The organism is Streptomyces sp. NPDC051217 (assembly GCF_044455465.1).
Lineage (GTDB): Bacteria > Actinomycetota > Actinomycetes > Streptomycetales > Streptomycetaceae > Streptomyces.
Genome location: NZ_JBITEV010000003.1, coordinates 326564 through 340139 on the forward strand (window position 1 = coordinate 326564; position 13576 = coordinate 340139).

The 13576-nt window shown below is 71.3% G+C and carries 8 protein-coding genes and 1 tRNA gene; 3 read left to right on the forward strand and 6 right to left on the reverse strand.

Annotated elements, in window-relative coordinates:
• Positions 1 to 513: 513 nt before the first annotated feature.
• The 3 genes from ACIBBB_RS09690 to leuS all read right to left on the reverse strand — a co-directional run bounded on the left by ACIBBB_RS09690 (position 514) and on the right by leuS (position 5505).
• On the reverse strand, positions 514 to 1359 hold the full coding sequence (locus ACIBBB_RS09690; protein ID WP_398980453.1) for a DegV family protein: 846 nt from the start codon (positions 1357 to 1359) through the stop codon (positions 514 to 516).
• 225 nt (positions 1360 to 1584) lie between these two features.
• Positions 1585 to 2403 (reverse strand): hypothetical protein, encoded by an 819-nt coding sequence (locus ACIBBB_RS09695; protein ID WP_398980454.1) that lies wholly within the window; start codon positions 2401 to 2403, stop codon positions 1585 to 1587.
• Between the two features lie 201 nt (positions 2404 to 2604).
• The gene (leuS, locus tag ACIBBB_RS09700) at positions 2605 to 5505 is read right to left on the reverse strand and encodes a leucine--tRNA ligase (RefSeq protein ID WP_398980455.1); all 2901 of its coding nucleotides are present in this window, start codon (positions 5503 to 5505) and stop codon (positions 2605 to 2607) included.
• 539 nt (positions 5506 to 6044) lie between these two features.
• Between leuS and ACIBBB_RS09705 the strand changes: the two genes are divergently transcribed.
• Together ACIBBB_RS09705 and ACIBBB_RS09710 are read left to right on the forward strand one after the other, a co-directional pair.
• The gene (locus tag ACIBBB_RS09705; protein WP_398980456.1) at positions 6045 to 7652 is read left to right on the forward strand and encodes a hypothetical protein; all 1608 of its coding nucleotides are present in this window, start codon (positions 6045 to 6047) and stop codon (positions 7650 to 7652) included.
• Positions 7649 to 9244 (forward strand): NADH-ubiquinone oxidoreductase-F iron-sulfur binding region domain-containing protein, encoded by a 1596-nt coding sequence (locus tag ACIBBB_RS09710; protein ID WP_398980457.1) that lies wholly within the window; start codon positions 7649 to 7651, stop codon positions 9242 to 9244. Before ACIBBB_RS09705 ends, ACIBBB_RS09710 begins: the two co-directional genes overlap by 4 nt.
• A gap of 15 nt (positions 9245 to 9259) precedes the next feature.
• On the opposite strand, the gene ACIBBB_RS09715 is transcribed toward ACIBBB_RS09710, so the two are convergent.
• Together ACIBBB_RS09715 and ACIBBB_RS09720 are read right to left on the reverse strand one after the other, a co-directional pair.
• A complete protein-coding gene (locus tag ACIBBB_RS09715; RefSeq protein ID WP_398980458.1) occupies positions 9260 to 10159 on the reverse strand; it encodes a putative RNA methyltransferase in 900 nt (299 codons plus the stop codon).
• A 75-nt stretch (positions 10160 to 10234) separates the two neighbouring features.
• Positions 10235 to 10307: transfer RNA gene (locus ACIBBB_RS09720), tRNA-Ala, on the reverse strand.
• Positions 10308 to 10426: 119 nt separating this feature from the next.
• On the opposite strand from ACIBBB_RS09720, the gene ACIBBB_RS09725 reads away from it, so the two are divergent.
• The gene (locus ACIBBB_RS09725; RefSeq protein ID WP_398980459.1) at positions 10427 to 11719 is read left to right on the forward strand and encodes a glycosyltransferase 87 family protein; all 1293 of its coding nucleotides are present in this window, start codon (positions 10427 to 10429) and stop codon (positions 11717 to 11719) included.
• Between the two features lie 203 nt (positions 11720 to 11922).
• On the opposite strand, the gene ACIBBB_RS09730 is transcribed toward ACIBBB_RS09725, so the two are convergent.
• The gene (locus ACIBBB_RS09730) at positions 11923 to 13551 is read right to left on the reverse strand and encodes an amidase family protein (protein ID WP_398980460.1); all 1629 of its coding nucleotides are present in this window, start codon (positions 13549 to 13551) and stop codon (positions 11923 to 11925) included.
• Between the last annotated feature and the right edge of the window lie 25 nt (positions 13552 to 13576).

The window sequence follows — 13576 nt, forward strand, 5'->3', positions numbered from 1 at the left end:
ACATCCGCTCGCGCCGCCCAGCCTCCGGCCCGGCCGGAGGCGGCGACAGGGTCGGTGTCGGAGCAGGCGCCGAAGTCGCCCCGGGAATCAGCGGGACCGGGGCTGAGGCTGAGGCCGGAGCCGGACCGCCCACCGCGGCGGCCACCCGAGCCGCCCCCGCGTCGGCGAGCCCGCCAGTCGCAGCACCCGGCGTCACGGCGAAGAGAGCATCGGCGCGGCGGCGTAAGGCCGTCGTCGCGGGTGTCGTGCCCGCGCGCCTGCGGCGCGAGCGCGGCGCGGAGGAGACGAACGGCCGGCCTCGACCGTGGCGGGCCCCTCGCGCACCACGGACACGGCCGTCGGACGCCGGGGCACGGCCGGGGCCGCTGGTCACGGAGTGTGATCGAAGAGTCATGCCTCCAGACGGTAGGCACTCCCGCCCGATGCCGCCGAAAGCGTCGAATTACCGTGGATAACTCACCAGTTGTGGATAACTCGGCCACCCGAACGAGCGATTCCGCCCCGTGAAGCGGCTCAGCGTGGCGAGACCACGGCCCCCAACAGCCCCGGCCCGGTGTGCGCCCCGATCACCGCGCCCACCTCGCTCACATGCATCTCCGCGAGGCCCGGCACCCGTTCCCGCAGCCGTTCGGCGAGCGCGGCGGCCCGTTCGTGCGCGGCGAGATGATGCACCGCGATGTCGACCTGACCGGTGCCCGCCCGCTCGGCGACGATCTCCTCCAGGCGCGCGATCGCCTTCGACGCCGTACGCACCTTCTCCAGCAACTCGATCCGCCCGCCGTCCAGTTGGAGCAGCGGCTTCACGGCGAGCGCCGAGCCCAGCAGCGCCTGCGCGGTACCGATCCGGCCCCCGCGCCGCAGGTAGTCCAGTGTGTCGACGTAGAAGTACGCGTACGTCCCGGCGGCCCGCTTCTCCGCGGCCGCCACCGCCTCGTCCAGCGTGCCGTCCGCCTCCGCCGTCTCCGCCGCCGCCAGGGCGCAGAAACCGAGGGCCATCGCGACCATCCCGGTGTCCACCACCCGTACCGGCACGGGCGCGTCCCGCGCGGCGAGAACCGCGGCGTCGTACGTCCCGGAGAACTCCGCCGACAGATGCAGGGAGACGATGCCCGTCGCCCCGGCCTCGGCGGCTGCCCGGTACGCGGCGGCGAAGACTTCGGGGCTCGGCCGGGAGGTGGTCACGGAGCGCCGTTTCTGCAGCGCGAGGGCGAGCGATCTTGCCGAGATCTCGGTGCCCTCTTCGAGCGCCCGGTCGCCGAGTACGACGGTCAGCGGCACCGCGGTGATGCCATGGCGTTCCATCGCCTGGGGCGGCAGGTAGGCCGTTGAATCGGTGACGATCGCGACATGGCGGGACATGAGCGGGAGGTTACCCGCCGCGACCGCCGGTCGGCAGCCCGGCCCCGCCACGCCCGCCGAATTCGAAGAGGTCCCCATCGGCTTCCGCCCTCTTCTCCTCTTCGACGTGGTCCGATCCGGACGGGTCCACACCTCTGACGGCCCGCCACCGCCATGCGTGTGCCCCGTCCGGCCACCCGCAACCCACCACCCCGCGACCGCCCGTCAACTACCGGGCAGGAGACGTCAGTTCGTCGTCTCCGGCCGCGTCGACCTCTCCTGCCACGGATAGGTGGTCTGCCGGGGGTCGGGCGGCTCGATCGCCTGCGGCCCTTCGCCCGCCGGGGGCGGATCGGGCCATGTCTGGTCGGCGAGTGCGGGCTCCGGGCGCGCCGCGCGCCCGCCACGTGCCCCCGCGCTCTCAGGACCGGTCGGCGGCTCGGGCTCCGGCCACTCCATCGGCTGAGGCCCTGGAGCTGCCTGTCGGTTCGGATCGGCGTTCGGCTCCGCGTTCGGCTCCGCCGACGCCCAGTGCCGCAGCGCCCCCGACTCGACGTCGATCTGCTCGCTGAGGAGCGTCAGCTCGTCCTCGGAGAACTTCCGTGCCCGGTCCCTGGCCGCCCACCGCAGCGAATCGGCCGACTTCGTGATCCGTTCCGTACGCTCCCGCAGCTCCGGGAGCCGCCGGGAGATCGTCGCCCGGTCCGGGTCCCGCTCCAGCCGCCTGAGCTCGTCGTCCAGCTCGTGCCCGTACACACTCAGCCGCTGGAAGAGGCTCAGCGACTCCGCCAGCGAGGCGTCCTGCGCCTCGTTCGCCCGGAGCGCCTCCTGGGTGGCCCGCATCGACGTGCGCAGCGAGAGCCGGAGCTGCGCCAGCTCGGCCGTCACGCCCGTCTGCCCGAGGCTCTTCGCTCTCAGGGTGGTGTCCTCGACCGTCCGGCGGGCCTGCGTGATCGTACGGTCCACGCCTCGCTTGGCCGCTCGGACCGCCTTGACGCTCACGAACACGCCCAACGCCACGAATGCGACGAAGAGCAGCGCCACGATCAAAAGCACGGCCTCCATGAGGATGCCTCTCCGGTGTCGACGTCGGTCTCTCCACCGTAAACGGAACGGGCAGCCTGAGGGTTCCGTCGGAACCCCCAAACTGCCCGTAAGGGAAAGCCCTGTGCCCGCGGACGGTCCTCAGACGGCCCGCGGGCGGCCCGCGGACGGTCCTCAGACGGCCCGCGGACTCCCCGTCGGCGCCTACGCCTACGCCGCCGCCTACGCGGTCACGATGTTGACCAGCTTCGGCGCCCGCACGATCACCTTGCGGATGCCCGCGCCGCCCAGCGCGGCGACCACCGCCGCATCGCCCAGCGCGAGCGCTTCCAGCTCCTCGTCCGCGATCGACGGGGAGACCTCCAGCCGCGCCTTGACCTTGCCCTTGATCTGTACGACGCAGGTGACGGTCTCGTCCACCACATACGCCGGATCGGCGACCGGGAAGGCCGCGTGCGCGACCGAGCCGGTGTGCCCCAGCCTGCGCCACAGCTCCTCGGACACGTGCGGCGCCAGCGGCGCCACCAGCAGCACCAGCCGCTCCGCGACCGAGCGGGCGACCGGTCCGCCCACCTTGGTCAGATGGTTGTTCAGCTCGGTGATCTTGGCGATGGCGGTGTTGAACCGCAGCATCGCCATGTCCTGGCCGACCCCGTCGATCGCCTTGTGCAGGGCACGCAGCGTCGCCACGTCGATGTCGGCGTCCGGCAGGTCGACGACCGTGACCTCACCGGTCGCCTCGTCCACGACGTTGCGCCACAGCCGTTGGAGCAGCCGGTACTGGCCCACCACCGCACGGGTGTCCCACGGCCGTGACACATCCAGCGGACCCATCGCCATCTCGTACAGCCGCAGCGTGTCGGCGCCGTACTCGGCGAAGATCTCGTCCGGAGTGACCGCGTTCTTCAGGGACTTGCCCATCTTGCCCAGCAGACGGCTGACCTTCTCGCCGCGGAACCAGTAGCCGTCCTCCCGCTCCTCGACCTCGTTGGCCTCGACCGCGATGCCGCGGCTGTCGCGGTAGACGAAGGCCTGGATCATGCCCTGGTTGTACAGCTTGTGGAACGGCTCCACCGACGAGACATGGCCCAGGTCGAACAGCACCTTGGACCAGAAGCGCGCGTACAGCAGATGCAGCACGGCGTGCTCGGCGCCGCCCACGTACAGGTCGACGCCGCCGTGCGGCATGCCGTCGCGGGGACCCATCCAGTACTGCTCCACGGCCGGGTCGACCAGCTTCGTGGAGTTGTGCGGATCCAGGTAGCGGATCTCGTACCAGCACGAACCGGCCCAGTTCGGCATGGTGTTGGTCTCGCGGCGGTAGCGCCGTACGCCCTTGCCGTCCCCCAGGTCCAGCTCGACGGCGACCCAGTCCTCGTTGCGTGACAGCGGTGTCTCGGGCTGGGTGTCCGCGTCGTCCGGGTCGAACGTACGCGGTGAGTAGTCGTCGACCTCGGGCAGCTCCAGCGGCAGCATCGACTCGGGCAGCGTGTGCGCGATGCCGTCCTCGTCGTAGACGACGGGGAAGGGCTCGCCCCAGTAGCGCTGCCGGCTGAACAGCCAGTCACGCAGCCGGAAGTTGACGGTTCCCTCGCCGATGCCCTCGGCGGCCAGCCATTCGGTGATCTTCGCCTTGGCATCGACGACGCCCAGTCCGTCCAGGGTGAGGGCGGGGGACGACGAGTTGACGATCTTCGCGTCGTACGCGACGAACGCGTCGTCCCACTCGGCGGGATCGGTGCCCCGGCCGTCGCTCGGCTCCACGACACAGCGCATCGACAGTTCGAAAGCGCGTGCAAACGCAAAGTCACGGCTGTCGTGCGCCGGGACGGCCATGATCGCGCCCGTGCCGTACCCCATCAGCACGTAGTCCGCGATGAAGACCGGAATCCGTTCACCGTTGGCCGGATTGGTCGCGTAGGCGCCCGTGAAGACGCCCGTCTTGTCCTTCGCCTCGGCCTGCCTCTCGACGTCGGACTTCGAGGCGGCCTGCTTGCGGTACGCGCCGACGGCGTCGGCGGGCGTCGCGTGGCCCCCCGTCCACACGTCGTGCGTGCCCTCGGGCCAGGCGGCCGGGACGATCTTCTCGACCAGCTCGTGCTCGGGCGCCAGGACCATGTACGTGGCGCCGAACAGCGTGTCCTGACGGGTCGTGAAGACAGTGATGGCACCGGCGTCGCCGACCGGGAAGTCGACGCGCGCGCCCTCGCTGCGCCCGATCCAGTTGCGCTGCTGCTGCTTGATGGCATCGGGCCAGTCCAGCGCGTCCAGGTCGGTCAGCAGCCGGTCGGCGTACGCGGTGATGCGCATGTTCCACTGGCGCAGCTTGGACTTGAAGACCGGGAAGTTGCCCCGCTCGGAGCGGCCGTCGGCGGTGACTTCCTCGTTCGCCAGAACGGTGCCCAGGCCGGGACACCAGTTGACGGGGGCTTCGGAGGCGTACGCCAGCCGGTACTCGCCCAGGACGTCGGCGCGCTCCTTCTCCGTCAGCTCGCTCCAGCTCCGACCGTCCGGTGTCGCGCGCTCGCCGCTCTCGAACCGCGCCACCAGCTCGCTGATCGGGCGGGCCCGGTCGGCGTCCGGGTCGTACCAGGAGTTGAAGATCTGTACGAAGATCCACTGGGTCCAGCGGTAGAACTCGGGGTCGATCGTGGCGATCGAGCGGCGCTTGTCGTGCCCCAGGCCCAGTCGGCGCAGCTGCCGCGTCATGTTCTCCATGGCGGCCTCGGTGGACTCCCGGGGGTGGGTGCCGCTGCTGATCGCGTACTGCTCGGCGGGCAGGCCGAAGGCGTCGAAGCCCAGCGTGTGCAGCACGTTGTACCCGTTCATGCGCTGATGACGGGCGTAGACGTCGGTGGCGATGTAGCCGAGCGGGTGCCCCACGTGCAGCCCGGTCCCGGAGGGGTACGGGAACATGTCCATGACGTACTTCTTGGGGCGCGCGACGACGGCCGGGTCCCCGGCCAGGTCGCCGGTCGGGTTCGGCGCCTCGTAGGTGCCCTCGCTGTCCCAGAAGTCCTGCCAGCGTGCCTCGATGTCGGCGGCCATGGCAGCCGTGTAGCGGTGCGGCGCGGTCGTCGCGGTCGTCTCCGCGCCGGCGGCGGCCGGATTCGTCTCGCTCATGTCCTCTGAAGCTCCATCGATCGTCTCTGCTGCGGGAATGAAAAAACCCCTCACACAGGAGGGGGCAGCCACGCTGATTCCGACCGGATCTGTCATCCGTCGGTCTGTTCAGCGCGGCTCGCTAAGCAGAAGGCGTACGGCACGCATGCGAGCAGGGTACCGCAGCGGGCCCACGGCTCGCACAGCGGAATCCGCACGGAGGCGACCGAGCGCGGAGGGACAGAGCCGACAGGGACGACGGAGACGACGGAGGCGACGGAGGCGACGGAGGCGACGGATCGCAGACGGCTCCGCGACCGCCGCGCACCGTTCGAGGCCCATACAAGATCGTTCGAGACGAGAACAGGCCATCGACGGTATGTGATTCATCGAACCTTCGGTGCCCGAATTACTCCGCGTATCGACCCTATCCGGGGCAACCCCAGGGTCAGTTGACGCTCAATCCCCTCGGTAAACCTGCAAACCGCGTACTGCCCAGTATGGAGCGACTTAGCATGCGGCAACGGGACCGCTTTGCCGAGCCATTCGGAGTTGCCCCCATGAAGCTTCAAAGCAAGATCCGCTCAGCGCCTTCCCCGAACCCGGGCATGAGCCCCTCCGTCAGGGGCGGGTTGTCGGTAGCCGCGCTCGTTCTCGTGCCTCTCCTCGCCGTAGCGGGGAGTGACGGGTTCCGCGCGATGCTCGACTTCACGACCGGTGTTCTGTCGCTGGTGTCCCTCACGGCGGCCGTCGCCTGGGGACTGATGGCCACGGACCGGTTGCTGCTCTCCCCGCGCCACCGGCTGCTCGCCCAGGGCATCCACCGGTTCACCGCGATGGCCTCCCTCGGGTTCCTGCTGCTGCACGCCACGGTGAAGATCTCGCTCGGCCACGTCGCCCTGATCGGCGCCGTGCTCCCCTTCAGCCTCGGGATCACCGGTACGGACGCTCTCATCGGTTTCGGCTCGCTCGCCGGCGTCCTGATGGTGATCGCCGCCGCGACCGGCGCGCTGCGCAGCGCCTTCGCTCTCCCCGGCAAGATCGCCGGCCGCTGGCGCGCGCTGCACATGCTGGCCTATCCGGCCTGGTGCTTCGCGCTGATGCACGGCCTGTACGCGGGCCGTGCCGCCGCGACCTGGGTGATGACCATGTACTGCCTGGCGCTCGTCGCCGTCATCGGCGCCGTCTCCGTACGGCTGCTGCCGCGGCCGGTCCAGCGCCGAATCGCCGACAAGATCCTCAAGCTGACCGGCGGCGTACGCGAGGCTCCCGAGCCGGAGCAGTCCGCGCGCCGAGACCTGGCCCGCGAACCCCTGCCGGGCGCGGCGAACGCGCCGCAGGTGGAGTTCGAGCAGCAGTTCCCGCGCCAGCGGTCCGGCTCCGTCGGCGCGGTGCCGCTCGGCGCGACCCGTGTCCCGCCGCGCATCGCCCCGCCGTCGCCTCCTCTTTACGAGGCGGGGCGCCCGCCGAGCGCGGACCCGCTCGCGGAGACCTTCGTCGCCGACTCCTTCGCGCCTCCGTCGGCCGCGCCGTACGCCGCCGCCCCGCCGCCGCCCGCGGCTCCCGCTCCGGCTCCCTATCCGGACCCGCTCGCGGACACGTTCTTCGACCCAGGGGCCGCGGGACGTGGGCCCGGTGCCGGTACGAGGCTGTCGGCCGGCTACCGCGCGGTCTCCCTCGGCGCCGACCCCGCGCCCGGGACACCGGCGACCCCGGCCTCGCCCTTCGGCGACCCCTCCGACCCGCTGACGTCGCCCGAGATCCCGTACGCCGAACGCATCCCGATGACCGAGGAGATACCGGTCATCAGCGAGCCGTCGGCGGCCGGGGCCGGTATGTGGCCGACACCGTCGCCCCCGCCCCCCGCGCAGGCCCGGGGCCAGGAGCCGGGCGCCGGCGCACCGCCGCCCGTGGCCGACCCGTACCAGCAGCCCTCTCCGTACTTTCAGCAGGAGACGTACGGGTCGGCTGAGACAAACCCGCCCTCCGACACGTACCTACAGTCGGCCCCCTACCCGGGACCCGAGGCCACCCCGGCACCCGACCCCTACCAACAGGCCGATCTGTACCGACAGTCGGACGACGCATTCCAGCAGCCTCCCGCCACCGGCGGGGGAACCCCGAGTGCCGGTGAACCCTGGTACCCATCCGCAGGAGACCGACCGTGAACGCCCCCCTCCCCGATGTCCCCGAAGTCCGTGTCGTCGGCCTTCCCCAGCTGACACAGGGATTCGACCTCGTCGAGCGACTCGACCTCGCCATGCACCTCAAGGTGCACGGGCCGCTGGAGCCGTTGACCGGGGAACTGCTCGCACAGCTCGCCGAGAACATCACCCTGCGCGGACGCGGCGGCGCCGGATTCCCCTTCGGCAAGAAGCTGCGCGCCGTCGCCAAGGCGTCGATCCGGCGCGGGGTGCGTCCCGTCGTCGTCATCAACGGCAGCGAGGGCGAGCCGGCCTGCCGGAAGGACACGGTGCTGCTCAACCGCGCACCGCATCTCATCCTGGACGGCGCCCTGCTGGCGGCCGAGGCGCTCGGCGCGCGCACCCTGGTCGTCGCCGTCACCCGCAACTCCACCGAGATATCGATGCGGGCCGCGCTCGCCGAGCGCGGCCTGTCCGACCGGCGCGGGCAGCAGCTGCGGGCGCGGGTGGTCCGTACGCCCGAGCGCATGGTCTCCGGCGAGGCCTCGTCCGTCATCCGCGCGGCGAACGGCGGGCCCGCCCTGCCCCCCGGCCGCCGTGAGCGGGCCGCCGAGACGGGTGTCGGGGGCGCCCCGACGATGCTGTCCAACGCCGAGACGTACGCGCAACTGGCCATCGGCGCCAGGATCGGCGCACGCCGCTACGGGCACACCGGGCTCGACGCGGAGCCTGGCACCGTCATGCTCACCGTCTCCGGCGCCGTCGCGCGCCCGATGGTCGTGGAGGTGCCGACGGGCGTGCCGCTGCGATACGTCCTCCAGCTCGCCGGCGCGCCGCCGCTGCCCCAGGGCGTCCTGACCGGCGGCTACCACGGCAACTGGATCGACTCCGTGGCGGCGCACGACGCCGTCGTCTCGCGCGAGTCGCTCGCGGCGGTGGGTGGTTCGCTGGGCGCCGGCGCGATCCTGCCGATCGGCCCGGAGACCTGCCCGCTGGGCGAGGCACTGCGGGTGGCCAACTGGCTGGCCGCCGAGACGGCCGGTCAGTGCGGCCCGTGCAAGCTCGGTCTGCCGGCCGCCGCGGGCGGCCTGAGCGACGTGCTGAACGGGGGCGGTCCCGCCGCTCTGGAGGCGCTGCGCGAGGTGACCCAGGCGGTACGGGGGCGGGGAGCGTGCAAGCACCCCGACGGCTCCGCGCGGTTCTTCATGTCCACCCTCTCCGCCTTCACCGACGACCTCGCCGCTCATGTGCTGGACGGCGGCTGCGGGCGCGACACCACCGGCGTGCTGCCGCTACCGGGGCCCGGGTACGAGACCGCGGAGGAGTCCATCCCGAGCGGTGAGAAGCTGGCCGTGGACTGGACGCTCTGCCAGGGGCACGGCCTCTGCGCGGACATCGTGCCCCAGCTGATCCGGCTCGGTCCCGACGGCTTCCCCGCGCTCGCCGACGCCTCCGTACCGATGCATCTGCGGGGCGGCGCCCAGCGTGCCGTACGGCGCTGCCCGGCGCTCGCGCTCCGAATCGAGCAGCCGGCGCCGCAGCGGCCCGCACGCCAGGGAGGCCCGGCGGCCCTGCCGCCCGGTGGCGGCAGGAAGGCTCTGGGCAGCGGGCGTTGACACGCCCTCTGTAAGTCAGAGCGGCCGGTAGACGGAGACGAGGAAGGAGACGGTCACCGCGAGCGGCGTGTCCAGGGACGCGACGCTCCGGTGCACGTCTTCGAGGCTGAGGTGGTGGGCGCTCGGACCCATCAGGATCAGGTTGCGCACGTCCTGGTCGGTCATGGTGACCTCGCGCTCCACCACATCCGTACGCTCCTGCCGGAAGTGATCCGACAGTGTGCGGTGCAGCCGGTCCTCCTTGGCTGCGTCGACGGACAACATGCCGAGGCTCGCGGGGAGTTCCCCGAGGTGGCGTGCGGTGGGGGTGACGACGACGAGGGCGCCGTCCGGCCGCAGGACGCGCTGGAACTCGGGGCCGTTACGGGGCGCGAAGACGTTGATCACGACGTCGGCCGCGCCGCTGACGACCGGCAGCGGCTTCCAGATGTCCCAGGTCGCCGCGCCCGCCCTCGGGTGCGCCCCGGCGGCCCGGCGCAGCGCGAACTTGGACACGTCGAGGCCGAGTCCCACGGCTTCGGGCAGCGCGTCGAGGACCGTGGCCAGGTAATGGCCGGTGCCCGCCCCGGCGTCCATGACCGCGCCGTCCGGCGGACAGAGCTCCGCGACGATGGCGGCCAGCGCGTGGGCGAGCGGCTCGTAGTGGCCGGCCTTCAGGAAGAACGTCCGGGCCGTCACCATGTCCGCGCTGTCGGCGTTCGCCGCGTTCGTGTTGCCGGTCAGGAGGCTGAGGTAGCCCTGACGGGCGACGTCGAACGAATGGCCTTCGGCGCATCCGAGGGACTTGACGCCCCGCAGGGTATTGAACGATGCCGGGACGCCGTGCGGGGGCGCGAGCGCTCCGCCGCACAGCGGGCACCTCAGCACACCGAGGAGCCGGTGCCAAAGGCCGGGCGCGGTGGGCGAGTTGGACACGGCGTTCCTCCGCGACGGGCTGTCAACGAGAAGAACCCGCCCGGACAAGGCGTCCGGACGGGAACTTCTGAGAGGTGGAGCTAAGGAGAATTGAACTCCTGACCTCCTGCATGCCATGCAGGCGCTCTACCAACTGAGCTATAGCCCCTTGTGATGTACCGCACTTCAGGCATCCCCTCGGCGGCGGTGCCAACATTACACGGTCCCTCGGCCCCACCGCCAAATCGTTTCCGATTTGCACCGATAGGACTGCTACTGTCACCCTTCGTGACCGTATTCACTTCCGTCCTCACGCGGGTCACCGCCGACCGTCGTTCCGTCCTCGTCGGCGCCGGTGTCTGCCTGTTGTCGTTCGCGGGGTTCTGGATCGCGCAGCGCGCCGCCGCGGTCTCGATGATCGATGTGATGGTCTACCGGGCCGAGGGCCGTACGGTGCTCGACGGGCTCGACCTCTACGCGATGCGCGCGACCCGGGCGGGTCTCCCGACGACGTATCCGCCGTTCGCGGCACTGCTGTTCACGCCGCTGACGCTGCTGGGCGTCCCGGAGATGCGCACTCTCGCCACGGCGGGCAATCTCCTGCTCCTGATCGTCTTCGTCCATCTGTCACTGCGCCTGACGTTCCGGAGCGCGGTGCGGCCCGGCGCCGCGCTGTGGGTGGCGGCGGCCGCCGTCTGGTGCGAGCCGGTGTGGACGACCCTGCGCTACGGGCAGATCAATCTGCTGATCGGCATCGCGGTCCTGTGGGACCTCACGCGCCGTGACGGCCACCGCTGGGCGGGCGTCGGCATCGGTCTCGCCACCGCGGTCAAACTGACCCCCGCGCTCTTCGCCGTCATGCTGCTGATCACCGGCCTGCTGCGGTTCCGCGAGGCGGGCTGGAACCCCTGGCTGCGGAAGACCGCGATGGCGGTCGGGGCGTTCCTCGCCGCCACCCTCGCGTCCGCCGTCGTCCTGCCGTACGACTCCCACCGCTTCTGGACGGACATCGTCTTCCGGGCGGACCGGGTGGGGCGTGTGGAGGCCGCCGCGAACCAGTCATTGCGCGGAGTCTTCGCGCGGGTGCTGCACACGACCGACCCCGCCCTGTGGTGGCTCCCGGTGGCCGCCGTCGTCGCGGTGGCCGGGCTGGCGGTGTCGGTGACCGCCGCCCGGCGCGGACGGACGGCGGAGGCCACCGTCGCCTGCGCGGCGACCGCCCTGCTGATCAGCCCGATCTCGTGGTCGCACCACTGGGTGTGGTGCATGCCGATGGTGCTGCTCCTGGTGGCGCACGGGAGGGCCGAGTGGGCGGCGGCGATGGGGATGGGCTTCTACTCGTACGCGCTGTGGCGAGTACCGCACGGCGCCGTCGAAAGGCTTGAACTCGACCAGAACCGGTCGCAGATGATGCTCACGGCGCTCTGTCCGGCGATGGCACTGGGGCTGCTGGTGTATCTGTCGATCGCCGACCGGAAGGAGCGGCCACCGGCGGTCCACCCGTCGGCGGAGGAAGTGACGGTGGCCGGGCAGTCGACAGGGACGAAGAAACCGGCACGGGCGAAGGAGCCGGCGAGTTAGGGCGTGTCCGCGAAGTAGCGCCGTCCGCCCGCAGGGCGGGGCCCGCGGCAGCGGCTGATGTCACGTTGGTGCGGTGCGTCGTGGGGGGGGGGGGGGGGGGGGGGGCGCCGCCCCCCCGCCCCCCCCCCCCCCCCCCCCCCCCCCCCCCCCCACGGCCCTGACCGCGGCCGCCGAGATCCGGACCGTCCTCCACTCACCCTCGCCTACGGCGCGAGGGGCGGCGTGGCACGCGGTGGCTTCCGTGCCCCGGATGCCTTCTCGTACGCGTAGGCGAGTGACAGCAACAGCGGCTCGCTGTACTCCCGTCCGAGCAACTCGGCGCCCACGGGCACGCCGATCGGGGCCGCCGCCGTGGGGGTGGAGAATCCGCCGGGGAAGCAGACGGCAGGGAACCCGGTGCCGTTGGAGAGGGTGCCGTTGCGTTCCGGCTGCGGGATCCCGACCGGGGAGACGAGCACCTTCTGCAGCGGATAGAGAATCGCGTCCAGTTCGAGCTCGGCCATCTTGCCCGCCACCGCGAGACGCAGCTTCTCCCGGTTGAGCGTGCGGTCCTTGTACTCCGGGGCGTTCAGCCCGTCCTTGATCGCCAGCTCGGCCTCAAGTGCCGCCTGCGGCTCCGGAGTCGCCGTCCGGGTGGCGACCAACTGCTCAAGGGACCGCACCGGGGCCTGCGGGCCGAGTTCGGCGAAGTACGCGTCCATGGCCGTGTGCGCTTCCCAGGTCGAGTTGGCGACGACGGACTGGAGGGTGTCGTACGCCGCCAGGTTGAAGCGGATGACGGTCGCGCCCCGCAGGCGCATCGTGGAGATCACGTCCTCCATGACGCGGTTGACCTCCTGGTGGCGTTCCTCGGTGCCGAACATGTTGGTCATCACGCCGATACGGGCGCCGCGGAGCGCGTTGCTCTTCAGCTGGTCCGTGTAGCTGTGGGGCGCGCGGCCGACACCGAACGCGGTGACGGGGTCGGCCGGGTCGAAGCCCACCATGACGTCGAGCAGCCGCGCCGCGTCCTCCACGGTACGGGTGATGGGCCCGATCTCGTCCTGCGTGATGCTGTTCGGCATGACGCCGTGCCGGCTGATCAGTCCCCTTGTGGGGCGCACGCCGACAAGGCTGTTGGCGGAGGCCGGGGAGCGGATCGACTGGCCCGTATCGCTGCCCGTGCCCAGGACGGCGAGGTTCGACGCGATCGCCGCACCGGTCCCGCCGCTGGATCCGCCGGGTGTCCGGCCGAGGTCGTACGGATTGAGGACCTGACCGCCCAGAGAACTCAGCGAGTTGCCGCCACGGGCGAACTCCTGAAGGTTCGCCTTGGCGAGGATGAGGGCACCCGCCCTGCGCATCTTGTCGACCGTGAACGCGTCGGCCGAGGGCCGCGAATCACGCATGGCCGTATTGCCGCCCGTGGTCGGCATGTCGAAGGTGTCGAAGTTGTCCTTCAGGATGATCGGGATGCCGTGCAGTGGGCCGGTCAGGCCCGAGCGCCGGAAACGGCGGTCCAGGTCGTCGGCGACGTCGAGCGCGTGCGGGTTGACGGTGATGAGCGACTTGAGGACCGGCCCGTGCTTGTCGTAGGCGGCGATCCGCTCCAGGTACTGCTCCACCAACCGTCGGCAGGTGAGCCGGCCGTTGCGGTACGCGTTGTGGATGTCCGCGACAGTCGTCTCCATAAGCGTGAAATCGCCCTTCGAAGGCGGCTTTCCGGAGGCTCCCGCCGGGGCGGCCCCCTGCGCGAAGGCCGGCTCCGCCGCTCCGCCGACGATGCCCAGAGCGCTGACCGCGCCCACGGCACCGAGGAATCCACGTCTGTTCGGATGTGTCGACTCGCTCATTTGCTCGCTCATCTGCCTCACTGAT